General features: G+C 33.3%; 24 protein-coding genes. 17 read left to right on the top strand and 7 right to left on the bottom strand.

Annotated elements, in window-relative coordinates:
• Window positions 1–213: 213 nt before the first annotated feature.
• A complete protein-coding gene (locus tag JK636_RS15970) occupies window positions 214–381 on the bottom strand; it encodes a zinc-ribbon domain-containing protein (RefSeq protein ID WP_202749986.1) in 168 nt (55 codons plus the stop codon).
• 386 nt (window positions 382–767) lie between these two features.
• Between JK636_RS15970 and JK636_RS15965 the strand changes: the two genes are divergently transcribed.
• Both JK636_RS15965 and JK636_RS15960 read left to right on the top strand, forming a co-directional pair.
• The gene (locus JK636_RS15965; RefSeq protein ID WP_202749985.1) at window positions 768–1,259 is read left to right on the top strand and encodes a YajQ family cyclic di-GMP-binding protein; all 492 of its coding nucleotides are present in this window, start codon (window positions 768–770) and stop codon (window positions 1,257–1,259) included.
• Between the two features lie 31 nt (window positions 1,260–1,290).
• On the top strand, window positions 1,291–1,965 hold the full coding sequence (locus JK636_RS15960; RefSeq protein ID WP_202749984.1) for a DUF554 domain-containing protein: 675 nt from the start codon (window positions 1,291–1,293) through the stop codon (window positions 1,963–1,965).
• 57 nt (window positions 1,966–2,022) lie between these two features.
• On the opposite strand, the gene JK636_RS23905 is transcribed toward JK636_RS15960, so the two are convergent.
• Window positions 2,023–2,157, bottom strand: coding sequence for a hypothetical protein (locus JK636_RS23905; protein ID WP_274601619.1), 135 nt, complete (start codon window positions 2,155–2,157; stop codon window positions 2,023–2,025).
• A 214-nt stretch (window positions 2,158–2,371) separates the two neighbouring features.
• Here JK636_RS23905 and JK636_RS15955 point away from each other — a divergent pair, with 214 nt between their 5' ends.
• Both JK636_RS15955 and JK636_RS15950 read left to right on the top strand, forming a co-directional pair.
• Window positions 2,372–2,578 carry a hypothetical protein gene (locus JK636_RS15955; protein WP_202749983.1) on the top strand — a complete coding sequence of 69 codons (207 nt, stop codon included), beginning with the start codon at window positions 2,372–2,374 and terminating at the stop codon, window positions 2,576–2,578.
• 41 nt (window positions 2,579–2,619) lie between these two features.
• Window positions 2,620–2,838, top strand: coding sequence for a hypothetical protein (locus JK636_RS15950; RefSeq protein WP_202749982.1), 219 nt, complete (start codon window positions 2,620–2,622; stop codon window positions 2,836–2,838).
• 10 nt (window positions 2,839–2,848) lie between these two features.
• Here the strand turns inward: JK636_RS15950 and JK636_RS15945 are convergent, their stop codons facing one another.
• From JK636_RS15945 to JK636_RS15935, 3 genes are all read right to left on the bottom strand, one after another.
• The gene (locus JK636_RS15945) at window positions 2,849–2,992 is read right to left on the bottom strand and encodes a hypothetical protein (protein ID WP_202749981.1); all 144 of its coding nucleotides are present in this window, start codon (window positions 2,990–2,992) and stop codon (window positions 2,849–2,851) included.
• A gap of 93 nt (window positions 2,993–3,085) precedes the next feature.
• Window positions 3,086–4,390: a metallopeptidase TldD-related protein gene (locus JK636_RS15940; protein ID WP_202749992.1), complete on the bottom strand. Its 1,305-nt coding sequence runs from the start codon at window positions 4,388–4,390 to the stop codon at window positions 3,086–3,088.
• 2 nt (window positions 4,391–4,392) lie between these two features.
• Window positions 4,393–5,820, bottom strand: a complete 1,428-nt coding sequence (locus JK636_RS15935; RefSeq protein ID WP_202749980.1) for a TldD/PmbA family protein — start codon at window positions 5,818–5,820, stop codon at window positions 4,393–4,395.
• 868 nt (window positions 5,821–6,688) lie between these two features.
• Between JK636_RS15935 and JK636_RS15930 the strand changes: the two genes are divergently transcribed.
• On the top strand, window positions 6,689–7,855 hold the full coding sequence (locus tag JK636_RS15930) for a metallophosphoesterase (RefSeq protein ID WP_202749979.1): 1,167 nt from the start codon (window positions 6,689–6,691) through the stop codon (window positions 7,853–7,855).
• A 242-nt stretch (window positions 7,856–8,097) separates the two neighbouring features.
• Window positions 8,098–8,544, top strand: a complete 447-nt coding sequence (locus tag JK636_RS15925; RefSeq protein WP_202749978.1) for a response regulator — start codon at window positions 8,098–8,100, stop codon at window positions 8,542–8,544.
• Window positions 8,545–8,588: 44 nt separating this feature from the next.
• Here the strand turns inward: JK636_RS15925 and abc-f are convergent, their stop codons facing one another.
• Window positions 8,589–10,502 (bottom strand): ribosomal protection-like ABC-F family protein, encoded by a 1,914-nt coding sequence (gene abc-f, locus JK636_RS15920; protein ID WP_202749977.1) that lies wholly within the window; start codon window positions 10,500–10,502, stop codon window positions 8,589–8,591.
• 318 nt (window positions 10,503–10,820) lie between these two features.
• On the bottom strand, window positions 10,821–12,014 hold the full coding sequence (locus tag JK636_RS15915; protein WP_202749976.1) for a cation:proton antiporter: 1,194 nt from the start codon (window positions 12,012–12,014) through the stop codon (window positions 10,821–10,823).
• 191 nt (window positions 12,015–12,205) lie between these two features.
• On the opposite strand from JK636_RS15915, the gene JK636_RS15910 reads away from it, so the two are divergent.
• The 11 genes from JK636_RS15910 (at window position 12,206) to JK636_RS15860 (ending at window position 24,664) form a co-directional block, all read left to right on the top strand.
• Entirely contained in the window at window positions 12,206–12,844 is a 639-nt protein-coding gene (locus JK636_RS15910; protein ID WP_202749975.1) for a redox-sensing transcriptional repressor Rex, read from the top strand.
• A gap of 142 nt (window positions 12,845–12,986) precedes the next feature.
• A complete protein-coding gene (locus JK636_RS15905; protein WP_207751769.1) occupies window positions 12,987–13,763 on the top strand; it encodes a short-chain-enoyl-CoA hydratase in 777 nt (258 codons plus the stop codon).
• Between the two features lie 15 nt (window positions 13,764–13,778).
• Complete coding sequence (locus JK636_RS15900) at window positions 13,779–14,918, top strand: acyl-CoA dehydrogenase (RefSeq protein WP_202749974.1); 1,140 nt, start codon at window positions 13,779–13,781, stop codon at window positions 14,916–14,918.
• A 16-nt stretch (window positions 14,919–14,934) separates the two neighbouring features.
• Window positions 14,935–15,714, top strand: a complete 780-nt coding sequence (locus JK636_RS15895) for an electron transfer flavoprotein subunit beta/FixA family protein (RefSeq protein ID WP_202749990.1) — start codon at window positions 14,935–14,937, stop codon at window positions 15,712–15,714.
• 15 nt (window positions 15,715–15,729) lie between these two features.
• The gene (locus tag JK636_RS15890) at window positions 15,730–16,734 is read left to right on the top strand and encodes an electron transfer flavoprotein subunit alpha/FixB family protein (RefSeq protein WP_202749973.1); all 1,005 of its coding nucleotides are present in this window, start codon (window positions 15,730–15,732) and stop codon (window positions 16,732–16,734) included.
• 15 nt (window positions 16,735–16,749) lie between these two features.
• Window positions 16,750–17,598 carry a 3-hydroxybutyryl-CoA dehydrogenase gene (locus JK636_RS15885; RefSeq protein ID WP_202749972.1) on the top strand — a complete coding sequence of 283 codons (849 nt, stop codon included), beginning with the start codon at window positions 16,750–16,752 and terminating at the stop codon, window positions 17,596–17,598.
• A gap of 221 nt (window positions 17,599–17,819) precedes the next feature.
• Window positions 17,820–19,742 carry a sigma-54-dependent Fis family transcriptional regulator gene (locus JK636_RS15880; RefSeq protein WP_202749971.1) on the top strand — a complete coding sequence of 641 codons (1,923 nt, stop codon included), beginning with the start codon at window positions 17,820–17,822 and terminating at the stop codon, window positions 19,740–19,742.
• Between the two features lie 214 nt (window positions 19,743–19,956).
• Complete coding sequence (locus JK636_RS15875; protein WP_202749970.1) at window positions 19,957–21,123, top strand: iron-containing alcohol dehydrogenase; 1,167 nt, start codon at window positions 19,957–19,959, stop codon at window positions 21,121–21,123.
• A 218-nt stretch (window positions 21,124–21,341) separates the two neighbouring features.
• Window positions 21,342–22,223: a sulfide/dihydroorotate dehydrogenase-like FAD/NAD-binding protein gene (locus JK636_RS15870; RefSeq protein ID WP_202749969.1), complete on the top strand. Its 882-nt coding sequence runs from the start codon at window positions 21,342–21,344 to the stop codon at window positions 22,221–22,223.
• Between the two features lie 22 nt (window positions 22,224–22,245).
• Window positions 22,246–23,637, top strand: a complete 1,392-nt coding sequence (gene gltA / locus JK636_RS15865; protein WP_202749968.1) for an NADPH-dependent glutamate synthase — start codon at window positions 22,246–22,248, stop codon at window positions 23,635–23,637.
• 124 nt (window positions 23,638–23,761) lie between these two features.
• Window positions 23,762–24,664 (top strand): DNA glycosylase, encoded by a 903-nt coding sequence (locus tag JK636_RS15860; protein WP_202749967.1) that lies wholly within the window; start codon window positions 23,762–23,764, stop codon window positions 24,662–24,664.
• Window positions 24,665–25,580: the final 916 nt, after the last annotated feature.

The raw sequence follows: 25,580 nt of genomic DNA, 5'->3' as shown, positions 1-25,580 counted from the left end.
TGAGCTTGATGCCACAGACCTAAATTTTAATCATGGCATGAAAAAAGCCTACCTAAAGGCAGGCTTATTTTGGTATGCCATTTTTTAGGGTCACCTTAAATAGTTTTCAGGACAGCTTTTGTTTTTTTATATAATTTTTACTGCATAACTTAACTAATACAGTTGCAGTTATTTTCTCAAATAAAAAAGAGAGGTTAAACCTCTCTTTATAAACTAGAATCTTCTTTCTCTGCTGTTGTTCTTTTCAGCTTTTCTTGCTCTTCTACATTCTGGGCATCTAACTGGATCATTTTCAAATCCTTTTTCTTTGTAGAAAGCTTGTTCGCCTTCAGTAAATACAAATTCTTTTCCGCAATCTTTACATACGATGTTTCTATCCATTTTAAAAATCCTCCTTTAATCTAGGGACTAATTTGTTCTTGGACTACTTCCCTTTTCTGATTAAAGGGGATAAAAGTTCCTTGAAAAATTGACCCAAACAAATAATTAAGCCTTTGCTCAATAATAATTATAGCACAAGAGCACTAAAATACAATACACTTTGAATGTTTTATATAACTTTTTTGAAATTTATACATGGTTTTTTTTAGAATTTTTTGGATAAATATTGATAAAATGAGTAAACTCTATTAATATATTGAAATATGGATAAACAACTTCAACTATAAACTTACAGACAATAAAAAAGCTGTGAAGCTTTGCTATTTTTATTGTCTGTAAGTTAAGTTTGCGTAATGTTTATCTTTAGTAAGAAGGGAGAGGATATTATGCCAAGTACATATTCATTTGACGTAGTTTCAGTAGTTAATATGCAGGAAGTAGATAATGCAGTTAATCAAGCTAAAAAAGAAATTGAACAAAGATATGACTTTAAAGGAAGTAAAACAGAAATAACTTTAGGAGAGGATGAGATTAAAGTTGCCTCCGATGATGAGTTTAGACTTAATTCAGTTGTTGAAATATTAAAAGCTAAATTTATAAAAAGAGGTATATCTCCTAAGGCTTTGGATCTTGGAAAAATTGAAAATGCAAGCCTTGGTACAGTAAGACAAGCAGGAAAGCTTGTAAATGGCATATCGAAGGAAAAAGCAAAGGATATAGTAGCAGAAATAAAAAACAGTAAAATAAAAGTGCAGGCTCAAATAATGGAGGATCAGGTTAGAATTACAGGAAAAAATAAAGATGATCTTCAGGCGGCAATTACACTTTTAAAAGGAAAAGACTTCGGAATTGACTTACAGTTTAGTAATTATAGATAATCTGTTCTGAAAATTATAGGGGGGTAATAGTTTGCTGGGAACAATCGTTAATTCTCTAGCAATAATAGGTGGAAGTCTATTAGGATTTGTTTTAAAGGGTGGGATTCCAGAGAGAGTAAATGATAATATAATGAAGGGGCTTGCTCTTTGCATTATGGTTATTGGAATTTCGGGTGCCATAAAATCAGAAAATATGATATTGATAATTTGTTCAATAGTTATTGGAGCGCTTATAGGCGAACTTATTGATATAGATAAAGGGCTAAAAAAACTTGGAGACAATATTGAAGCAAAGCTTCAGGGCAAGGGCGGAAGAGTTTCAGAAGGGTTTGTTACGGCAAGCCTTGTATATTGTGTGGGAGCTATGGCTATATTAGGTTCTTTAGACAGCGGCCTTAAAGGTGATTACAAAATACTTTTTACTAAGGCCATGCTTGACGGAATATCGGCCATTATGTTTACATCAACGCTAGGAATAGGTGTGGCTCTTTCGGCAATTTCTGTTTTTGCATACCAAGGTACAATAACTCTTGCAGCTTCTGCACTTCAAGGAATACTTGTAGGAACAGTAATAACCGAGCTTTCAGCAGTAGGAAGCCTTCTGATAATGGGGCTTGCTTTTAATATGCTTGGCCTCACTAAAATAAAGGTGGCAAATTTACTTCCTGCAATACTTATACCGATATTATATCATTTGATTTTCTAAAAACTTATAATAAACCCCGGCTTAGGTACATTTTGATACTTAAACTGGGGTTTATTTTTACATCAAATTAATTATATAAGTCTGCTCAGTAAGTTTATCTATTTCATCATATCTGCTTGCAAATTCTTTAGAGAAGCTACTTTTTACATTTTGATTATCTTTTTCTTTATTACTATTATCTTGATATTTCATAAACTTCACCCTCTCAATTATTTTATATTTATATAAAGTTAAGTTATATTTCATTAATTTAATTATAAAACAATTCTGATAATTAGTCAATAATCATTATTAGAAAGTAATAAATTAAGTTTTTAACAATTGTCAGTGACTATAAAGAATCAATATAGTTTCCCATATAGTGGTTATAATTATACTTAGGTTTATTTTACAAAGGGTGATAATTATGCAGAAAGATAAAATCAGCAGAAGCCTTAATGAAAATCAAAAATATATAAAAAATGTATTAGGAGATACAAACAGTATTTATACTTTTTCTGATATAGGAATGGTAATTATGGCATTAGGGATGGTTTATCCAACGGTAAGTAAGAAGAAAGGGATTAAGAGAATAACAGTTGCAGCTATGATAGTTGGACAATTTCTGTTTTGATTTGGACTTTTTTCGAGGTGGGAGTCTTAGGTGCTGATGTAATGAAGCAATTTGTAGTAGTATGCATGCAGCAGGTAAGAAGTGCACAGCTTACAAATCAGCTCGTGAAAGATCATAATAAGTATATCAATTTTCTAGCATTTCCATGGTCTCAAATATCTATAGGGTTAAGCATAAGACAGCCACTCTTGCTTTTTGTCGGATTGCTTGTCAGAAAGATTTTGGGCAAAAATATTGCAAATACAAAAGGAAGGCAATAGCCTTCCTTAATTACATTGTAGTGTTTTTAAATTTATCCTTGCCATTTTTCTCATTTTGCTTATTCATCTGCTTAAATTCTGCACTTCTTGAATCATACTTAGCGCTATTAGGTCCAGTTGAGCGTTCTCTATTTTCATATTCTTTTCTTCCCATGGTATTGTCCTCCTGCAGAACTAAATAGTAAGACTTTTTTTCTTAAAGAAGCTTGCAGAATTATTATATGTTAATTTTAATTTGTTTAAACACTTATTCTATGCCAGATACGGATACATTTAGAAGTTTTATGGTCTTTGGTCCATAAAAACCATTATTTTTTTGAAGTTCTTTAGAAAGATATAGATTTTTTTGAACTTCTTTGATATTTCCTGAAATTGAGCCTCCTGTAACTGGTATGGTTTTTTCTCCGTCAAAGTACCAGCCAAGTCTGATTTCTCCTCCGAAATCTCCTGTTAAGCCGTCCATTTGAAAATCAGAGAAAGCTGCAAGTTCAAGGTAAGGTTGTTTTCTAAATTCTTCAGCCGAATATTTTCCACCTTCGACAACAATATTTCTGATTAATCCAGTGGGTTCGAGATTAAGATAATGAGAATGTCTTATATCTCCCCAATATCTTTTTAAAATACCATTTTCAAAAATTTTGACTGGCTGAAGTGGAAAACCATCCGTATCGTAAGGAACAGAATATGTTGAATTTTTTAACTGAGGATTTAAGGTTATATTAATTAAATCTCCGAAAACTTCATTGCCTTGAATATTTTTGTCAAGCTCGGCACTGGAGGTGTGATTATATTTATCCTGGGCACTTGATTGAGCAGAATAAAAATTAAACATTTCTTCAGCAGGTCCTCCAGTAAGCAGCACAGTACATTTTCCTAAAGCAGGAGTTGGATTAGCAATAGCCTTATCTCTGCTTATTTTAAGCTGCTCTTTAACTATTTCAGTAAATTCTTCACTATTAAATTCTGAAAAGTCGAATCTTTTGTAAAGCTCTATATCCTCTCCGTTTTCCTTCCAGTCGGTTATAAATTCTACTTCACCTTTATAACTGTTATAGGAAACATCAACACCCTCAGAATTAACAATTCTAGTATAAATCTTATTTAAAAATATTTCTGTTGAATTTATCCAGCCATTTTCAAGAGTATCAGCTTTATATACCGCTTCAGTAATTTTAGGAAGCCAATTTTCTATAGTATCACTTAATAAGTTGGTTGACATCTCAGTAGGAGCAAGCATTGAAGGTTTTGCTAAAGGATAATATTCATTTTTAACAAAACCTGCTGCAAAAGCCGCATCACTCATACTTGATGTAATTTCTTCATCATTCATAGTAGGATGAATTGTAGTAGTGGAAGAACCTCTATATTTAGTTTCTCCCTCTTCAAAATCTTTATAAATTGTTACACTAAAATAGTGAACTGCTTTTTCTCTGTTCATATCAAGACCTTTTTTTACAAAGAAAAGCTCTCCAGCTTCAATTTTTGTTTCAACAATTTTATAGCCGCTAATATCTTTTATAGTGCATAAAAGATTCTTTATTTTATCTATCATCACTATCCTAACCTCGCTTTCGCTTTAATGTATGGACCGCCATCTGAAACTTTTGCAAATTCCTTATAACCTTTACCGCAGGCTCCGGAGCCAGAGAGTTCAACTGTTTCTGAAACCATTGATATTGATTTTAAGAGATCAGGAACATATCCGGTCATAATTACTGGTGAAACTATTGTATCAGTAAGCTTACCGTCAAGTATTTCTCTTCCATACATTATCATGCACTGAATTCCCCAGCTCTTTGGGTCTTCCATTCCACTCATAGTTCCATCTAGAAGATAACCATGTTTTATTGAAGAAATCATATCCTCAAGTTTATCTTTGCCTGTTGCAAAGAAGGTGTTTGTCATTCTAGCATAAGCTTTTCTTTCAAAAGATTGTCTTTTACCATTACCTGTTGGAATTGTATTAAGCTTCATAGCGGAAAGAATATCAGATAAACCTCTTTTTAAAACACCATTATCTATAATTACAGTATCTGTTCCGAGAGTACCTTCATCATCGAATAAGTAGGAGGACACGTGATGAGCTGATGCAGCTCCATCATGCATTGTAACTAATTCTGAAGCTACATATTTATCTATATACTCAATAGCCTTAGCACGTCTTTTTACAAACATGTCCATTTCAACACCATGACCAAAGGCTTCATGGGCAATAAGTCCAGAAATTTCAGGTGTGCAGATAACTTCATATTCTCCAGGTTTAACTGGTTTTGCATCTAAAAGTTTTTCAGCTAATGAAACCACATTAGAAACTTCAGCTTCCATTTCATCTAAAAGCTCAACAGCTTTAAGTCCTGAGAATGATTTATAAGCATATCTGGTGTTATCTTCTTTTCTTGCTATTGCAAATAAATAACCTTCACTCCAGATATAGGATTGTTCTAAATCTTTTTTATCAGATAAAAATATTTTTGATACATGAACTTCATTATAAGCAACTCTAAAATTAACCAGTAGTTTGGATAAATTAAAGGCTTTATCTTTCAAAGCAGTCATGAATTCAATTTTTTCCTTAGAAGTTTTGCTTTCAGGAAGTTTTTCAACTTCTCCATAAAAACTTTTGATTAGTTCTTCTTCCTTGATTAAATCATAGTTGTTAAGGTTAAGTGACGTTTCAAGCGCCTTTATTTGATTATTAATTTTCATTTTTATCTCTTCAGCAACTTGATTTACAGTATCTTTGTCAATGTTGTTAAAGGAAAATTCAGAGTAGTTAATACCATTATGAACTCTAACAACAAAGCCCCTTTCTGACCAAGAAGAGTCGTTTAGACTTACCCCAGTTCTTTGTACATTATAGGTCTTACCTTTACTATCAGTTCCCAGTATAGAAACATATTTGTAGTCTTTTGCTAAAATACCTATAAGTTCTTTTAATATAGGTTTTCTCCCCTGCAAAAAACTTGACATAGTAACCTGCATTAAAATGCCCCCTTTCAAAAATAACCTTTACATATAAACTTTACCAATAATTTCATATTAAATCAACCTAAAAGTAGATTGCGAAATAAAATAGCCGCAGGCTGTGGTGCAAAGACCTTAGAGCCTTGCGTAGAAAATAATATTTTACTTTATGATAACTTTGCGTATGTTCTAAGACTTGCAATGCTGAAAAGCTAAGAGTCTCTAGGAATTCGTTTGACTTCTTGTTTCTTTAATGGCTGCAGGCTTCAAAATATCTTTAGTAAACTTAAAATACTTTTAGCTTGCTCAAAAGAGAGACTCTAAGCTTTTTAGCATTGCTTCGCCAAGAACATGGGCAAAGTTATCAATCAAATTAAAATATTATTTTCTACACCTGTTCTCGGTCTTTACGTCCAGCCTATGCATCTTATACGCAATTGACTTACTCAATGATTGTTTTTATATATAATGTAAGAACTTATGCATTATATATAACTAAAACTTTTTAATATTTAGGTTGTTTAATAATAGTGTTTATATGAGCATGTTCTTTGATATCGTAGAAAGCAAATCTACTGCAAACCAGCATGGCTCAAGTAAATATTTAAATAGATATATATTTGAATATTTTTATAGGGCTATATTTAAATATGTGAATGATAGAAAGATCATTACTCGCTTTTAACAAAACCTAATATAATTAGAGAACATACGCAAAGTAAGCACTAAGCTTATATATTATTTTCCACGCAAAGCCCTACGGATTTTAAAGCGGGGCCTGCAGACATTTTAGTTCGGAATTTTATTAACTTATGTTATAAAAATTTTAAATTTTGCTATATAATATTGATAAAAAGCTTTGACATAGGATTATAAGGAGATAGATATGAAAACAGTAGGTTTTGTACTAATGATTATTGTTACAATATTAATGTTTGGAGGGGTTAATTATTACATTGGGCTTAGAGGCTGGCAGGGAGTAGGGAGCCTGATCCCTTTTATAAACGCAAAGATTTATTGGATTTTATTTTCAATAATTGCAGTTTCTTTTATTTTGGCACGTTTAGGAGAGAAATTTTTACCTAATAGTGTAGAAGGATATTTAAATTTGGTCGGTGCATATTGGATGGCTGCAATGCTGTATTTTCTTATAATTCTTCCTTTAGTGGATATAGGGAGATTTATTGGAGGAAAAGCAAGCTTTATTCCTCAAGGAATTCGTGAAAATACATTTATTAAGACCTATGCAGGGTTGTTTGTATTTCTAATTGTCATAGGAATATTAATTTATGGAACTTATAATGCTAAGAATATAAAGGTTAGTCAGTATGATATAAATGTAGCTAAAAAAGCGGGTAATGTCCGAGAACTTCGTATAGCTATGTTCTCCGATGCCCACCTTGGCAGTATAGTAGATAATGCAAGACTTACAAAGATGATAGATAAGGTTAACGAACTTAATCCTGATATCGTATTAATGCCGGGAGATATTGTGGATGAAAAACTGTCGCCCTTTGTAAAGCAAAATATGGGAGAGAATTTTAAAAGGCTAAAATCTGAATACGGAGTATATTTTTCAACAGGGAATCATGAATATTATGGGGGAGAGGTTGAAGGGATTGTCAACAATTTAAAAGCATCTGGAGTAAAAGTACTTTCTGATGATTGTGTAAAAATTGATGACAGTTTTTACATTGCTGGAAGACAGGATATAGCATCTCTAAGCTACAATAAGAAGGAAAGAAAAACTCTGGATCAAATATTAAATGGAGTGGATAAAAGTCTTCCAATTATTTTGATGGACCATAACCCTAAAAACTTGGAGGAGCCTCAAAAAGCAGGTGTGGATTTGCAGGTTTCAGGACATACACACAGGGGACAGATGTTTCCAAGCGAATATATTACAAGAAGGCTTTACGAAATAGATTATGGATATTTAAAAAAAGATAACTTTAATATTGTTGTTACTTCAGGAATAGGCACGTGGGGACCACCGATAAGAGTTGGCAACAGTTCAGAGCTGGATCTAATAGTTTTGCATTTTAAAGAATAAAAATATTTATCTTTATGCAAATATTTGGTACAATTATAACAATGGTGATTTATTTTGGCAATTGAGCTATAAGTGCTAAATGCACTTATACGGGAGGTCTTTCAAGTGGCAGCGAGCAGTCATAGACTACCCAGTGTTCCGAGTGAAAGGAGGTCGAAGTCCTAAATGGACTTTGACGGGTAATCTGCGAGTGATAACGAGTGCTTTAGATTACCCAGTGTTTCGAGTGAAAGGAGAAATTTATGAGTAAGGTACTCCTTATAAATGATTGTAGGTTTGAAAGTATGATAATGAGAGACATACTTGATGAAATGGGCTATGATGTTGAAATAACAAATGAATTTGAAGCTATGGAAAAAACTAAATATTCATATCCTGATATTGTTATTGCGAATTTAATTATGAAAAATACATTAGGCGATGAATTGATACAAAAGATTAAAAATGTAAATAGGAAGATAAAATGCATACTTTCTTCTAATAATCCTATACAACTTGAGGATTATAAGCATAAAGATATTGATGCTGTCATTCATACTCCTATAAATAGGGAAGAATTAAAGTCTGCACTAGAATATAATTTAGAATTATCAGAGCAAAATGAGATTAAATTCAGTTTTTGCCCTTATTGCGGCGGGAAGCTGAAAGGAGATTTTAAATTTTGTCCAGATTGCGGGCATAAATTATAAAGGCAGCTATATAGATTAACTTTGAAATCTATATAGCTGCCTTTTTATACAAGTTCTTCCCAATTACTATAAAGTTTTTCTAAGACACTTTCTGCAGCAGCAATTTCTTTATTTATCTCTTCACTTTTTTGAGGACTAGAATATACTTCCTCAAGACAAAGCTCATTTTGAAGCTTTAAAAGTTTATTTTCATAATCACTAATGGAATTTTCTACTGTTTTTAATTTTTGCTGCTTTTCTTTTTCCTGTTTTTCAAGTTCTCTTTTCTTTTTACGTTCCTCTTGAATTTGAGTTTTAGTTTTGCCCTGGTTCAAAAGCTCTTCTTCATATCTTTGAGGATTTTTTTTCTTTTCAACATAATAACTGTAGTTCCCAAGATACTCTTTTATACCATCCTCATTAAGCTCATAAATTTTATTAATAACTTTGTTTAAAAAATATCTATCGTGTGAAATTACAAGTACTGTTCCATCATAACTTAAAAGTGCGTCTTCTAAAGCTTCACGAGAAACTATATCAAGATGATTTGTAGGTTCGTCAAGCAGAAGAAAATTTGATTTTGAAAGCATTAGCTTTAAGAGGTTTATTCTACACTTTTCTCCACCGCTTAATGTGGATATGTTCTTAAATACATCATCACCTGTGAATAAAAATGCAGCTAAAGCATTTCTAACCTGTGTAGTGGTCATTTTAGGGAATTCATCCCAAACTTCATCTATAACTGTTTTTTCAGGATTTAAGTTTGACTGTTCTTGGTCATAGTAACCAATAAATACGTTTTTGCCAAGCACGCTTATACCAGTATCCTGTAAAACCTTATCCATTATTATTTTAAATAAAGTTGTTTTACCTCTTCCATTTTCACCGATTAAGGCAGTTTTTTCACTTCTTTTTATATCCATATTAAGGCTATGAAATAATCTCTTGTCTCCATAACTTTTGCTTAAATTCTCAACATGAAGAACATCGTTACCTGATTTGATTTGAGTATCAAAATTTATTTTTGAAGCTTTAGTTTCAATATCAGGAGCTTCAATTCTCTCTATTTTTTCAAGTGCTTTTTCTCTGCTTTCGGCAGCCTTTATGCTTTTTTCTCTATTAAAGGAGCGATATCTTTCGATTATTTCTTCCTGTCTCTTTATTTCGGATTGTTGAAGATTATATGCTTTTAGCTGTACTTCATAATTCTTTTTCTTTAATTCCCCAAAGGTTGTGTAGTTTCCAGCATAGCTGTTCACATGGCCGTTTATCAATTCGATTGTCTTATTGGTTATTGAGTCCAAGAAAAATCTATCGTGGGATATAATAATTATTGTACCTTTATAAGCTTTTAAGTAATCTTCAAGCCATTCTATAGCATCTAAATCTAAGTGATTTGTAGGTTCGTCTAAAAGAAGTATTTCAGGATTTGTTAAAAGAAGTTTGCATAAAGCAACTCTGGTTTTTTGACCGCCGCTCAATATATTAATATTCTTATTAAAATCAGCCTCACCAAATCCAAGTCCTTTTAATACTCTGCTAATTTCAGCTTTATAGGTATATCCGCCTCTATGATCATAAAGTTCAGATAGAGTTGTGTATTCGTTAATTATTTTTTCATGATACTCTTGTTTTGACGCATCATAAGGCTCATTTAACTTGATTTCAAGTTCACTGATTTTAGCTTCCATATCTAAAAGATTTTTAAAAACCGTTAAAAGTTCTTCATATATAGTGCTGCCGCTCTCTAGTGACAAGTGCTGGGAGAGATAACCCACCTTTTTGTTCTTGTCTATAAATAGTTCTCCGCTGTCTTGTTCAAGCTGACCGGTTAAAATTCTAAAAAGAGTGGTTTTACCAGCTCCATTAGCACCAATAAGTCCAACCTTTTCACCTTCATTTATATTAAATGTGACTTTATCTAAAATGACATCAATTCCATAACTTTTATGAATATCCTTGCAACTTAAAACTATCAATTCTTTTCACCTTCCTGAAGTATATTTTACTATGGAAAGCAAAATTTTAATAGTACCTAAATTAATGTAGAATGTAAAAGGTTAGTAAATAAAAAGGGCTATCCTCAAAACAGCTTAAACCTATTGCGTGTTATTTGAATTCTATGAAACTTTCGCTTCGCAGATAAGACTAATAATAAAAAAATTTATAAAACCTAAATCCTATAAACTCTCTCCGTTCAAACAATATAGGATTCTTAACGGCTTTATAAATTTTTTAATTAAAGTCTTATTACTGCTTGCTCAAATGTTTCTACGTATTCAAGTAACACGCTAAGTTTAGTTGTTTTCAGACAGCCTCTTTCTATAATACTTTCTTGTAAAAGCTATTTTAAGAAATATTGGAGTTATTAGGGTGGTTCCAATAACTACTACTAAGGTTGGTATAAATAATTCTGGAGTTATTATTCCAGCGTCTAAACCTAAATTTGTTGTTATAAGAGCAACTTCACCTCTTGAAATCATTCCTGCACCTATTTGTATTGACTCTTCGGTAGTTAAACCGCATAACTTTGCTACAACCCCGCAGCCTATTATCTTTCCAAGTATAGCTGTAGCTAATAGAAGCAGTGTTAATAAAAATATTGTACTATTCATAGACTTAACATTTGCAGCAATACCAACACTAGCGAAGAAAATAGGAGTCAAGAAATTAGAAGAAATAGTATGAACCTTTTTTTCTATATAATCTTTGTGAGAAACAGAGGATAGTACAAGACCGGCTACATAGGAGCCTGTTATGGCGGCAATTCCAAGCTCCTCAGCAAAGAAACCGCATACTAAAGCAAAAGCTATGGCCAGTATTACAAGCAGATCATTTCTTCCGTTTTTTTCATTAAATTTGTTTATAAATTTAGGAAGGAGCCAAATTAATATTAAAGAACCCGCAATAAATATTAATACCTTAAGAGAAACATTAATTAAGGTAGCTTCTACACTCACTGAAGCAGAACTTTTAGCAGAGCTTGCAAGACTTAATACAAAGGAAACTACCAAAAGCCCGATAACATCATCAATAACAGCAGCGCCCAATATATTCATACCTGCTCTTGTATTTAGTTTTCCAAGCTCATTTAAGGTTTCTACAGAAATACTTACGCTGGTTGCAGTAAGTATAACCCCTATAAATAAATTCTCATAAAAATTATTAAAGAAAATATAAGCTGATAACATTCCGAAAATAAGAGGAAGAATAACTCCTCCTATGGCAATAAGCAGTGAGGTTTTTCCGGCTTTTTTGAACTCCTTCAAATCTGTTTCTAGGCCGGCTAAAAACATCAGCATAACAACACCTAAATCTGATAATAGTTTAATATATTCATTTTCATGTACAATCCCTAATATAGAAGGACCAATAATTACTCCGGCTAAGAGAGCACCTAGAACATGAGGCATTTTTATTTTTGAACTCAATATTCCTCCAAGTTTTGTAGCGACAAGTATAATAGCGATACTTAAGAAAATACTATGCATTAAGACAACCCCTTTGGATACAAAATATATATTAACCATTGTATCACTTTTTATTTTGTTATGGAAATAGTTTCTTTATGTGAATAAATATGTTAAAATATTGACAGTGTTCACAATTTGGGTAATACTATTAATTAGAATATTATAGTTTTTATATAGATAAAATACATTTAATGTGAGTGAGGTGTACTATGGAAAAGAAAAAAAGCAATATATCAATGGCAGTTATAAAGAGGCTTCCTAAGTACCATAGATATTTAGGTGAACTTTTAAAAAATGATGTTGATAGAATTTCATCAAAGGAATTAAGTGAAAAAATCGGATTTACGGCATCTCAAATTAGACAGGACTTGAATTGCTTTGGTGATTTTGGCCAGCAGGGATATGGCTACAATGTTAAAGACTTATATAATGAAATCAGCGGTATTCTTGGCCTAAGCAAGGACTATAAGACTATTATCATTGGTGCAGGTAATATAGGTCAGGCAATTGCTAATTATACACGTTTTGAAAGATTAGGTTTCTCATTGGATGGAATCTTTGATGCTAATCCAAAGGTTATAGGGATTAGAATAAGAGATGTGGAAATACAAGATATAGATAATCTTACTGATTTTTTAAATAAAAATAAAATTAATATAGGAATTATATGCGTACCTAAAAACAGTGCTCAAAAGGTATGCAATGCTTTAGTTGAAAATGGAGTAAAAGGAATTTGGAACTTTGCACCGACAGATTTGATTGTTCCAGAGGACGTTGTTGTAGAAAATGTTCATTTAAGTGAGAGTTTGCTCACTCTTACATACTTATTAAAAGATAGAGAACAATAAAAATATTTTGAAAATTGCTATGAGCATTTATTGAAAAATAGAAAATACAGGTATATAATTAAATTGAAGCTAAGCTTCAATTTATTTTTTTGAAGAATTGTTAATATTTTAACATCTAAGTATTTTGAATGGGGGGATAGTCATGGAAAATATAATCTTTGAAGAAGAGGACAATCTGGCTATTGTTACAATTAATAGGCCTAAAGCACTAAATGCTTTAAATTCCGAAACTTTAATTGAGCTTGATGAGGTATTTAGTGAGATTGAAAAAGATAACAATATTTATGCAGTTATTTTAACTGGAGCAGGGGAAAAAGCCTTTGTTGCTGGGGCTGATATAAGCGAGATGAAAGATATGAATGTTATAGAGGCAAGACAATTTGGAAGACTTGGCAACAGTATTTTTAGAAAGATAGAGCTTTTAGAAAAGCCTGTTATTGCTGCATTAAATGGTTTTACCTTAGGTGGCGGCTGTGAGCTTGCCTTAAGCTGTGATATCAGAATTGCCTGCAGCAAGGCTAAATTTGGACAGCCAGAGGCTGGACTTGGAATTACTCCGGGTTTTGGCGGCACTCAGAGGCTTGCAAGACTTATTGGTATAGGAGCAGCTAAGGAACTTATATTTACTGGAAAAATGATAGATTCAAATGAGGCATATAGATTAGGTCTTGTAAATAAAGTGGTTGAATGTGATAAGCTTATGGAAGAAGCTAAAGCTATGGCAAAGACAATTGCATCGAATGCGCCAGTTGCTGTAAAGCTTTGCAAAGCAGCAATCAACAGAGGCGTGCAGATGGATATAGATACTGCTGTTATGTATGAAGCAGAACTTTTTGGAGAATGTTTTGCAACTGAAGATCAGAAGGAAGGAATGGAAGCATTCGTACAAAAAAGAGCAAAAAGCTTTAAAAATAGGTAGTTGGGGGTGTAGCAAATGGATTTTACTTTTACTAGAGAACAAGAATTCATAAGACAAATGGTTAGAGAATTTGCAGAGAATGAGGTTAAGCCTATAGCTGCGGAAATAGATGAAACAGAAAGGTTTCCTATGGAAACAGTAGAAAAAATGGCCAAGTATAATATGATGGGAATACCTTTTCCAGTACAGTACGGAGGTGCTGGAGGAGACAATCTTTCGTATATTATGGCTGTGGAGGAATTATCAAAGGTTTGTGCAACTACAGGAGTAATTCTTTCTGCTCATACTTCACTTTGTGCAGGGCTTTTACATCAGTTTGGAAATGCCGCACAAAAAGAAAAATATCTTATACCGCTTGCAAAAGGTGAAAAACTTGGAGCATTTGGATTAACTGAGCCAAATGCAGGTACTGATGCAGCAGGACAGACAACTACTGCAAGGCTTGAAGGTGATTATTATGTACTTAATGGGTCTAAAATATTTATAACAAATGGAGGAGTTGCAGACACATTTGTTGTTTTTGCTATGACTGATAAGAGCAAGGGAACAAGAGGTATATCCGGATTTATTATTGAAAAAGGATATCCGGGATTTTCTATAGGAAAGAAAGAAAACAAGCTTGGAATTCGTGCTTCTTCTACTACAGAGCTTATTTTTGAAGATTGCAAGGTTCCTAAAGAAAACCTGGTAGGTCAGGATGGGAAGGGCTTTGGAGTTGCAATGAAAACTCTTGATGGAGGAAGAATAGGAATAGCTGCTCAGGCCTTAGGAATAGCAGAAGGAGCTTATGAGGAAGCGATAAAGTATTTAAAGGAAAGAAAGCAGTTTGGAAAGAATATTGGAGCTTTCCAAGGACTTCAATGGATTATTGCTGAGCTTGATGTAAAAATAGAAGCTGCAAAACACCTTGTATATAAAGCTGCATGGAATAAAGACAAAGGACTTCCTTATTCTGTTGAAGCCGCTAGAGCTAAACTTTACGCTTCAGAAGTTGCCATGGATGTCACTACAAAGGTTGTTCAGCTTTTTGGAGGATATGGCTATACAAAGGATTATCCAGTTGAAAGAATGATGAGGGACGCAAAGATAACTGAAATATACGAAGGAACCTCACAGGTTCAAAAAATGGTTATTGCGGGGAATGCTTTAAAGTAATTGGGGGGAAGTTATGATGAATATAATTGTTTGTATTAAACAGGTTCCAGACACAAATGAAGTTAAAATAGATCCAGTTACAGGAACTCTTATAAGAGAAGGGGTTCCGTCTATTATAAATCCAGATGATAAAAATGCTTTAGAAGAAGCACTTTTACTTAAAGATAAGTATGACGCACATGTTACTGTAATAACAATGGGTCCTCCTCAAGCTGAAAAGGCTTTAAGAGAAGCTTTATCCATGGGAGCTGACGAGGCTGTTTTGATTACAGATAGAGCTTTTGGAGGCGCTGATACTTTAGCTACCTCAAGAGTTTTGGCTGCTGCTATTCAAAAGCTTCCTTATGATATAGTATTTACAGGAAGACAGGCTATAGACGGAGATACTGCTCAAGTTGGACCGGAGATTGCAGAGCACCTTAGTCTTTCACAGGTTACTTATGTTGAAAAGGTTGAAATTGAAGGCAGAGAATTAACTATAAGAAGAGCTTTAGAGGATGGCTATGAAGTTATAAAGGTAAAGACACCTGTGTTATTAACCGCTATAAAAGAATTAAATGTACCAAGATATATGAATGTAAAATATATTTATGAAGCTTTTAAGAAGGAAATAAAAATTTGGAATTCAAATGATATAGATATTGAGAAATCCCTTCTAGGACTTGGAGGTTCTCCAACAAAGGTTAGAAAGTCTATGACAAAAGATGTCAAAGGCAAAGGAGAACTTATCAATATGTCTCCAAAGGAAGCAGCAGAATATGCAATAGCTAAGCTTAAAGAAAAGCACTTTGTATAAGAGGGGGGAATAAATATGAATAAGTTAGATTATAAAGGTGTATGGGTATTTGCAGAGCAAAGAGGAGCTAAACTTCAAAAAGTTTCTCTTGAGCTTTTAGGAAAGGGAAGAGATATCTCAGATAAGTTAGGAGTTAAATTAACTGCTGTACTCTTAGGAAGCGGTATAACTGATATTTCTAAAGAATTAATGAATTATGGAGCAGACGAAGTAATAGTTTGCGACCATGAGCTTTTAAAAAACTATACGACAGATGGCTATACAAAGGTTATTTGCGAGCTTGTAGAGAAATATAAGCCTGAGGTATTTTTAATTGGTGCAAGCTTTATAGGGAGAGACTTAGGACCTAGAGTTGCAGCAAGATTAAGTACTGGCTTGACTGCTGACTGTACAGGCCTTGATATAGACAGCGAAAGCAAAAACTTAATGATGACAAGGCCAGCTTTCGGTGGAAATCTTATGGCTACAATTGAATGTGCTGAGCATAGACCACAGATGGCTACAGTTAGACCAGGAGTTTTTGAAAGACTTAAAAAGGATGAAAGCAGAACAGGCAGTATAGAATTTGAAAAGATTGATTTAACTAAGGAAGATATAAGAACTGAAGTTATAGAAATAGTAAAAACTGCTAAGGACATGGTTGATATTGGAGAAGCAGAAATAATAGTTTCAGGCGGAAGAGGTATTGGAAATAAGGAGAATTTTGCGCTGCTAAAAGAATTAGCTGAAGCTATGGGCGGAGTTGTGGGAGCATCCCGTGCTGCAGTTGACAATGGATGGATGGACAAAGTTTATCAAGTAGGGCAAACAGGAAAAACTGTTAGACCTAAGGTTTATATAGCATGCGGTATTTCCGGAGCTATTCAACACCTTGCTGGAATGCAGGACAGTGATTATATAGTAGCCATAAACAAAGATCCTGAAGCTCCAATTATGAAAGCAGCAGACCTTGCTATTGTTGGAGATTTTACAAAGGTTATACCTGAGCTTATAAATAAGGTTAAAGAAGTTAAAAATTAAAAAGGGGTGGGATATATGGAAAAAATATTTGTTTTAGGTGCAGGCACAATGGGAGCTGGGATAGCTCAAGCTTTTGCTGCAAAGGGCTATGAAGTAATTATAAGAGATATTAAGGATGAGTTTGTTGATAAAGGACTTGCAGGAGTAAAGAAAAATCTTTCAAGGCTTGTTGAAAAGGGGAAAATGACTAATGAGGCTATGGAAGAAATACTCTGCAAGCTTTCAGGCACAACTGATATTGCTTTGGCAGAAGACTGCGACTTAGTTATAGAAGCTGCAATTGAAAACATGGATATCAAAAAGAGTATTTTTGGTGAACTTGATAGGCTCTGCAAGGAAGAAACTATCTTTGCAACTAATACTTCATCGCTTTCAATAACAGAAATAGCATCAGCTACAAATAGGCCAGACAAGGTTATTGGAATGCACTTTTTCAATCCAGCCCCAGTAATGAAGCTTGTAGAAGTTATTAGAGGCATAGCTACTTCTGAAGAAACCTTTAATACAATTAAGGAACTTTCAAAGAATATAGGCAAAGATCCAGTTGAAGTTAAAGAAGCACCTGGCTTTGTAGTTAACAGAATCTTAGTTCCTATGATTAATGAAGCAATAGGAGTTCTTGCTGAAGGAACAGCTTCAGCCGAGGATATAGATAAGGCAATGATGCTTGGAGCAAATCACCCTATGGGACCACTTACTCTTTCGGATTTCATTGGAAATGATATCGTGCTTGCAATTATGGAAGTGATATATAAAGAAACTGGAGATCCTAAATATAGACCTCACACCTTGCTTAGAAAGTATGTAAGAGCAGGATACTTAGGAAGAAAATCAGGAAGAGGGTTCTTTAATTATAGTAAGTAATGTTATAAACTGCCATGTATTTTAAATATGCGGCAGTTTATTTTTTACTTTCATTATTAAGAAATAGCATATATAATTCAAGGTATATATAATGCAATAAAGCTCTTATATTCATGATGTACAAAAATATCCAGTCTTCAAGGATTTTTGGTACATCATAAATATATTAGAACTTTTGCATTGTATATATACAAAATTATTTCAATATGGGGATGAAGAAAATGCAGTTGAAAGAAAAACATGATGAAATCATTAAAAAATCTCATGAACGATGCATAGAATATGGAATAGAAAAAGAAAGAGTTTCGCCTAAAAAGATATTAAAAGGATATCAGGTATCAGAGAATATTGATAAAAACAAGGAATTAATAAGAGTAGCGGAACCTTTTATGAGTATTTTGTATAATTTTTTAGAAGGTTCAGGATTTTTTATTATACTTACAGACAGAGAAGGCTGCATATTAAATTTAGTTGGTGATAAAGAAGTTATTGAAGCTTCACAGAAGCTTAACATGGTAGTAGGGGCATATATGGATGAAAAAAGTATAGGTACTAATGCCATGGGTACCGCTATAAAAGAAGATTCACCCATTCAGATTTCGGCAAAAGAGCATTTTATAACGGCTTACCATAGATGGACTTGCTCTGCGGCGCCTATTCATAATGAAGAAGGAAATGTTATAGGTACTTTAAACTTAACAGGAAGCAGTAATTTAGTACATCCACATACTCTAGGGCTTGTGGCAGCGGCAGTTAAGTCAATTGAAAATCAAATGCAAAGTGAAAGTATACAAAATAAGTTAACTGAAGCATACAGTTACCTAAATACTATAATGGAATCTATATCAACAGGTATATTTGCTGTTGATGATAAAGGACATATTAAACTTATAAATAAGAATGCCTGCGATATGCTTGGAGTGGCTGAAGATAATATATTAGGAAGACCAATAAAGGAAGCTTTCATTAATTTCAAAGAACTAGTAAAGCTTATCGAGCAGAAGAAAAATATTCAAGACGAAGAAATAATAATAAGCCGTAAAAGCAAAAGAGAAAGATATAATATGAATATATATTCTATTGATCTTGAGGGCAGAGAAAATGTAGGATTTGTAATAACTTTAAAAGAAATTCAAAATGTTATAAACCTTGTAAATAAATATACTGGCATGACAGCAAGATATACCTTTGACAACATAGTAGGTCAAAGCAGTCAAATTAGAAAGATAATTGAATATTCAAGGCATATATCCGATAGTCCGTCAACTGTTCTTATCCAGGGAGAAAGCGGCACAGGTAAAGAAGTACTTGCTCAGGCAATACACAATAACAGCAGCAGAAGAAATTGCGGATTTGTTGCAATAAACTGCGGTGCCATTCCTAAAAATTTAATTGAAAGTGAACTTTTCGGTTATGATGATGGTGCTTTTACTGGTGCGAAAAAAGGCGGTCATCCTGGTAAGTTTGAACTTGCAAATGGAGGAACTTTATTTTTAGATGAGATTGGTGAAATGCCTCTTGATATGCAGGTAAATCTTTTAAGAGTACTTCAGGAAGGCACCGTTACCCGCGTTGGGGGAGAAAAATGTATTCCTGTAAATGTTAGAATAATCGCAGCAACAAACAAAGATTTAAAAAAAGAAATAGAAAAAGGAACCTTTAGAAGAGATTTATATTATAGATTAAGTGTTATTCCTATAGAGCTTCCACCACTTAGAGAAAGAAGAGAAGACATAGTCTTTTTAATGGAACATTTTTTAGAGATAAAAGCAGCTAAACTAAATAAAGAAATTCCTGAGGTAGATTCTGAAATTTATAGCAAGTTTTTGAATTATGATTGGCCGGGAAATATTAGAGAATTAGAAAACTTTGTTGAAAATATAGTTAATATGGAGGGGAAATTCTCCAAAGAAATTATGATACAAGATAAAAACGAAAATGAAGAAATAGCAGCAGCTGTTGAAAATACTAGTACCATAAGCGATAATATTTATTTATGTTCGCTAGAAGAGCTTGAAAAGAAGGCTATTATTACCTGCTTAGATAAATTTAGGGGAAATATTTCTAAAACTTCTAAAACTTTAGGCATAAGCAGAAATACATTGTATCAAAAGATGAAAAAGTATAAAATTAAAGATTGTTAAATAATATTACAATTGTCCTAAAAATGAGCACAATATTTTATTTGTGATGCTTATTTTTAGGACAGTTTTTTATTATAAGTATAAGTTTTAGCATTAAATGCACTAAAACACTGCATGTTAAGTTTGTAACAAAGTTGGCATAGGTATTGCTAATATAATAAGTATAATAGTTAAAAATTTATCAATTTATTAAGATCAATGGGAGGAATTATTAATGAACAGATTTACATTACCTAGAGACATTTATTTTGGAGAAGGTTCACTAGAAGTTTTAAAGACATTAAAAGGCAAGAGAGCTGTAGTTGTTACAGGCGGAAGCTCAATGAGAAAGTTTGGATTTTTACAAAAAACTGTTTCATACCTAGAAGAGGCAGGTATGGAAGTTAAACTTATAGAAGGGGTTGAACCAGACCCATCAGTTGAAACAGTTATGAAGGGCGCAGAAACTATGAGAGAGTTTGGACCAGACCTAATAGTTTCAATTGGCGGAGGATCACCTATAGATGCAGCAAAAGCAATGTGGATATTCTATGAGTACCCAGAGTTTACCTTTGAAAAAGCAGTAATACCTTTTGGAATCCCAGAATTAAGACAAAAGGCAAGATTTGTTGCTATACCATCTACAAGCGGAACAGCAACTGAAGTTACAGCTTTCTCAGTTATAACTGACTATAAAGCACAAATTAAATATCCTTTAGCAGACTTTAATTTAACACCAGATATAGCTATAGTTGACTCCAGCTTAGCTGAAACAATGCCAGCAACTTTAACAGCACACACAGGAATGGACGCTTTAACTCATGCTATAGAAGCTTATGTAGCAAGCTTAAGATCTGCTTTTTCAGATCCACTTGCTATGCAGGCAATTACTATGGTTAAAGAAAATTTATTAAAATCTTTTGAAGGAGATAAGAAAGCAAGAGAAGAAATGCATATAGCTCAATGCCTAGCAGGTATGGCTTTCAGCAATGCTTTACTTGGAATCACTCATAGTATGGCTCATAAAACAGGAGCTGTTTTCCATGTTCCTCATGGTTGTGCTAATGCAATATACCTTCCATATGTTATAGATTTCAACAAGAAAGCATGCAAAGATAGATATGCTCAAATTGCTAAGAACCTTGGACTTGCTGGAAGTACTGAGGATGAATTAGTAGATTCTTTAACAAACATGATAAAAGAAATGAACAAAGCTATGGGAGTACCTCAAACTCTAAAAGAATATGGAATAAGCGAAGAAGATTTCTATGCTAATGTTGATAGAATATCAGAAAATGCTATTCAAGACGCATGTACAGGTTCAAACCCAAGAGCAATAACTGTAGAAGAAATGAAGAAATTATATACTTGCACATTTACTGGCGAGAAAGTAAACTTCTAAAATATTTAATATTCAGTATTTAACAATAAAGAATGTAAAGGAGTTAAAGATTCTTGTGAGAATTTATAATTTCTTCGCATTCTTTATTAATTATGAGCAAATTAATATAATTTTATAAATTTTGTTGCAAAATTTGCAATTCATAATGAAATAATTTATTAATATGTTATAATAAATTTGGTTAGGGAAGTTCAATTTAATATCCAGGAGGGGTATGAATGTATAAAATTGTTGATAAAAGATTACTAGCACCAAACATATATCTAATGGACGTAGAAGCACCAAGAGTAGCAAAATCAGCTAAACCTGGACAGTTCATAATAGTTAAAATGCATGAAAAGGGTGAAAGAATACCTCTTACAGTTTGCGATTATAATGCTGATAAAGGAACAGTAACTATAGTTTTTCAAGCTATGGGTACTTCTACAAAAGAAATGGCTCAATTTGAAGCAGGCCAGTATTTTGCAGATTTTGTAGGACCGCTTGGACAGCCTTCAGAAATGGTTCATGAAGATATAGAAAGCTTAAAGAATAAAAAGATTATGTTTATAGCAGGGGGAGTAGGAACTGCTCCAGTATACCCTCAAGTTAAGTGGCTTCATGAAAGAGGAATAAGTGCTGACGTTATTGTGGGAAGCAAAACTAAAGAAATGCTTATATTAGAAGATGAAATGAAAAATGTAGCAGGAAATCTATATGTTACAACTGATGATGGATCTTATGGAAATAAAGGATTGGTTACAGAAGTTTTAAAAAACTTAGTAGAAAATGAGGGTAAGCATTATGATTTGGTAGTTGCTATAGGACCAATGATAATGATGAAATTTGTGGCTAAGCTTACAAAAGAATTAGGAATACACACTATAGTAAGCTTAAATCCTATAATGGTTGATGGAACTGGAATGTGTGGTGCCTGCAGAGTTACTGTAGGAAATGAAACTAAGTTTGCCTGTGTTGATGGACCTGAATTTGACGGACATCTAGTAAACTTTGATGAAGCTATGAGAAGGCAGACTATGTATAAAAGTGAAGAAGCACAAGCTCAGTTTAGACAAGAACATTCTCACAGCGGCGGCGGATGCTGCGGGTGTGAAAAGTAAACTTAAGGGGGAAAAAGCACAAATGGATAGAATGAAAAGAACTCCAATAGCAGAGCAAGATCCAAAGAAAAGAGCTGCAAACTTTGAAGAAGTTTGCTTAGGATATACAGTAGAAGAGGCAGTGCAGGAAGCCTCAAGATGCTTAAACTGCAAAAAGCCTATGTGTGTTACTCAGTGCCCAGTAACTGTAGGAATACCTGAGTTTATTCAGCATGTTAAAAATGGTGAATTTGAAGCAGCTGCAAAAGTTATAGCACAAAACAGTTCGCTTCCTGCAGTTTGCGGAAGAGTATGCCCTCAGGAAACACAATGTGAAGGCAAATGCATATTAGGAATAAAGGGCGAGCCTGTTGCTATAGGAAAGCTTGAAAGATTTATTGCTGACTGGTCTAGAGAAAATAATATAGATTTATCTGAAACCCTTCCTAAGAATGACAAGAAGGTTGCTGTTATAGGAAGCGGTCCTGCTGGGCTTACAGCTGCAGGAGATTTAGCAAAGCTCGGTTATGAGGTTACTATTTTTGAAGCACTTCATGAACCAGGCGGAGTTTTAGTTTATGGAATTCCGGAATTCAGACTTCCAAAGGATACTGTTGTTAAACATGAGATAGAAAACGTTAAAAAGCTTGGAGTTAAAATAGAAACTAATGTTATAGTAGGCAGAACTGTAACAATAGATGATTTATTTAACGAAGAAGGTTTTGATGCTGTATTTATAGGATCAGGAGCAGGACTTCCAAAATTCATGGGTATTCCAGGAGAAAACTCAAATGGAGTACTTTCAGCTAATGAATTTTTAACAAGAACAAACCTTATGAAGGCTTTTAAGGAAGGTTATGATACTCCTATTAAAGTTGGAAATAAAGTTGCTGTAGTCGGCGGTGGAAATGTTGCAATGGATGCTGCAAGAACAGCTTTAAGACTAGGAGCCGAATCTCATATAGTATACAGACGTTCAGAATCAGAACTTCCAGCAAGAATTGAAGAAGTTCATCATGCTAAAGAAGAAGGAGTTATATTTGATGTTTTAACTAACCCTGTAGAAATTTTAGCAGATGAAAAAGGCTGGGTTAAGGGAATGAAATGTGTTAGGATGGAGCTTGGAGAACCGGATGCTTCAGGCAGAAGAAAGCCTGTAGAAGTTCCAAATTCTGAGTTTATAATGGAACTAGACACAGTAATAATGTCTCTTGGAACCTCGCCAAATCCTCTTATTTCGTCAACAACAAAAGGTTTGGATATAAACAAGAGAAAGTGTATAGTGACAGAAGAAGAAACAGGTCTGACTACCAGAGAAAGAGTTTATGCTGGTGGAGACGCTGTAACAGGAGCAGCTACAGTAATCCTTGCAATGGGTGCTGGAAAGAAGGCTGCAAAAGCAATACACGAGTTCTTATCAAAAACAGAAGAATAATAAATTTTCGCAGACAGCATTGTATATATGATGCTGTCTGTTTATTTTTGTTGAAAATGATTATTTAATAGTATATATTTGTAGTAAATGATGAAAACTTTGAGTAGAAAGTGAGGTAGTAAAAGTGGATTTTACAAATGTTAAAGAAATAGATAATGCGGTTATTATAGAAAGTGTAAAAAATTTCGAACTTGCACACATATTTGACTGCGGGCAGTGTTTTAGATGGAATAGACAGGATAATGGAAATTATATAGGAGTAGCTTTTGGAAAAGTTATTGAAGTAGAAAAAAAAGGTGAAAATATTATAATATATAATAGTAATAAAAATGAGTTTAATGAAATATGGAAAGATTATTTTGATTTAGAGAGAGATTATTCAAGTATTAAAGAGGTATTAAGGGAAGACTTGCTCTTAAAACAGTCTGTTGAGTTTGGCCGCGGCATAAGAATACTTCAGCAGCAGCCTTTTGAACTTGTAATATCTTTTATAATATCTGCAAATAATAGAATCCCAATGATAAAAAGAGCTATAAATAATATAAGCAAAACATGGGGAGAAACAATAGAATATAAGGGGGAGGTTTATTATACTTTTCCTTCTGTAAAGCAGCTTGCTAAAGCTTCTATGGAGGAACTTGAAAGCTGCGGAGTCGGATTTAGAGCTAAGTATATTGCTGACACAGTGGAGAAGATATATAAAAGCATAACAGAAGAATATAAGCAGGAATATGATTTGGACTGGATAAAAGCACAAAATGATGATGGATGTCATAGTGCTCTTCAAGTATTTAATGGAATTGGTCCAAAGGTAGCAGACTGCATAATGCTTTTCTCTATGAATAAGTATTCTGCATTTCCGGTAGATGTATGGGTAAAAAGAGCAATGCAGCATTTTTATCTTGCACCAGACGTATCTCTTAAAAAAATAAGAGACTTTGGCAGAAATAAATTTGGTGATCTTTCTGGTTTTGCACAGCAGTATCTTTTCTATTATGCAAGAGAGAATAATATTAGTGTAGAATAAAGGTAGAGCGCGAACTAAAGTTATCACAGTTTTTGCTTTAAAGTCCGCAGGGCTTTGCGTGGAAAATAATATATAATCTTAGTGATTACTTTGCGGATGTTCTAGGGTTCGTGAACCCATAAAACCAAGAGCCTCTAAGAATTCGCGTTAACTTTTGCTATCTTTAAAGCGGAGCTTCTATAATAAATGTTGATAGCGTATTTTAATTTTTGTTAGCTCAGAAGAGAGGCTCTAGGTTTTATGACTTCATTTCACCAAGAACATGGGCAAAGTACTCAATTAATTTTATATATTATTTTCCACACTGCCCTACAGACTTTAAAGCAAGCCTATAATACTTTTGTTGCTCTCTAGTTAATCATATACAATGAAAAAGTTCTAATACATTAACGATATCCCCAAAATCCTTAAAGATTGGATGTTTTGTGACATCGTTAATGTAAGAACTTTATTGCATTTATATAGTTTAAACATTAAAAAGTTTGGTGCTGTTTAATAATAGTGTTGATATTGGAATATTCTTTGATATTGTAGAAAGCAAATCTACTGCAAACCAGCATGTTTACAGTAAATATTTAAATATTTTTATAGGTTTATATTTAAATAGGTGAATGATAAAAATACCATTAATAGCTTTTAACAAAACTAAAAGTTTTAATTATAAAACGAATCATTGAGTATGTTGTATAGATAGATACTTATAATTGCGTACAAATGCTACATAGGCTGGGTGTAAAGAGCGAGAGCAGGTGTAGAAAATAATATCTTAATTTGATTGATAACTTTGCCTATGTTCTTGGCGAAGTAATACTGAAAAGCTTAGAGCCTCTCTTCCGAGCAAGCTAAAAGTAACTTAAGTTTACTAAAGATATTTCAAAGCCTTTGGCTATTAAAGAAATAAGAAGTCAAAGCGAGT

Source organism: Clostridium rhizosphaerae (genome assembly GCF_016765585.1).
GTDB classification, from domain to species: Bacteria; Bacillota; Clostridia; order Clostridiales; family Clostridiaceae; genus Clostridium_AT; species Clostridium_AT rhizosphaerae.
Note: the sequence above shows the minus strand (reverse complement) of the source record. Positions and strands in the feature narration are given on the sequence as shown.

Excerpts from the sequence above, each read along its gene's own strand:
- JK636_RS15875 (WP_202749970.1), top strand. The coding sequence starts at position 19,957 with ATGAACAGATTTACATTACCTAGAGACATTTATTTTGGAGAAGGTTCA.
- JK636_RS15925 (WP_202749978.1), top strand. The coding sequence starts at position 8,098 with ATGAGTAAGGTACTCCTTATAAATGATTGTAGGTTTGAAAGTATGATA.
- JK636_RS15955 (WP_202749983.1), top strand. The coding sequence starts at position 2,372 with ATGCAGAAAGATAAAATCAGCAGAAGCCTTAATGAAAATCAAAAATAT.
- JK636_RS15935 (WP_202749980.1), bottom strand. The coding sequence starts at position 5,820 with ATGCAGGTTACTATGTCAAGTTTTTTGCAGGGGAGAAAACCTATATTA.
- JK636_RS15915 (WP_202749976.1), bottom strand. The coding sequence starts at position 12,014 with ATGCATAGTATTTTCTTAAGTATCGCTATTATACTTGTCGCTACAAAA.
- gltA (WP_202749968.1), top strand. The coding sequence starts at position 22,246 with ATGGATAGAATGAAAAGAACTCCAATAGCAGAGCAAGATCCAAAGAAA.
- JK636_RS15940 (WP_202749992.1), bottom strand. The coding sequence starts at position 4,390 with ATGATAGATAAAATAAAGAATCTTTTATGCACTATAAAAGATATTAGC.
- JK636_RS23905 (WP_274601619.1), bottom strand. The coding sequence starts at position 2,157 with ATGAAATATCAAGATAATAGTAATAAAGAAAAAGATAATCAAAATGTA.
- JK636_RS15970 (WP_202749986.1), bottom strand. The coding sequence starts at position 381 with ATGGATAGAAACATCGTATGTAAAGATTGCGGAAAAGAATTTGTATTT.
- JK636_RS15900 (WP_202749974.1), top strand. The coding sequence starts at position 13,779 with ATGGATTTTACTTTTACTAGAGAACAAGAATTCATAAGACAAATGGTT.
- JK636_RS15905 (WP_207751769.1), top strand. The coding sequence starts at position 12,987 with ATGGAAAATATAATCTTTGAAGAAGAGGACAATCTGGCTATTGTTACA.
- JK636_RS15870 (WP_202749969.1), top strand. The coding sequence starts at position 21,342 with ATGTATAAAATTGTTGATAAAAGATTACTAGCACCAAACATATATCTA.
- JK636_RS15965 (WP_202749985.1), top strand. The coding sequence starts at position 768 with ATGCCAAGTACATATTCATTTGACGTAGTTTCAGTAGTTAATATGCAG.
- JK636_RS15930 (WP_202749979.1), top strand. The coding sequence starts at position 6,689 with ATGAAAACAGTAGGTTTTGTACTAATGATTATTGTTACAATATTAATG.
- JK636_RS15910 (WP_202749975.1), top strand. The coding sequence starts at position 12,206 with ATGGAAAAGAAAAAAAGCAATATATCAATGGCAGTTATAAAGAGGCTT.
- JK636_RS15885 (WP_202749972.1), top strand. The coding sequence starts at position 16,750 with ATGGAAAAAATATTTGTTTTAGGTGCAGGCACAATGGGAGCTGGGATA.
- JK636_RS15895 (WP_202749990.1), top strand. The coding sequence starts at position 14,935 with ATGAATATAATTGTTTGTATTAAACAGGTTCCAGACACAAATGAAGTT.
- JK636_RS15950 (WP_202749982.1), top strand. The coding sequence starts at position 2,620 with ATGAAGCAATTTGTAGTAGTATGCATGCAGCAGGTAAGAAGTGCACAG.
- JK636_RS15945 (WP_202749981.1), bottom strand. The coding sequence starts at position 2,992 with ATGGGAAGAAAAGAATATGAAAATAGAGAACGCTCAACTGGACCTAAT.
- JK636_RS15880 (WP_202749971.1), top strand. The coding sequence starts at position 17,820 with ATGCAGTTGAAAGAAAAACATGATGAAATCATTAAAAAATCTCATGAA.
- JK636_RS15890 (WP_202749973.1), top strand. The coding sequence starts at position 15,730 with ATGAATAAGTTAGATTATAAAGGTGTATGGGTATTTGCAGAGCAAAGA.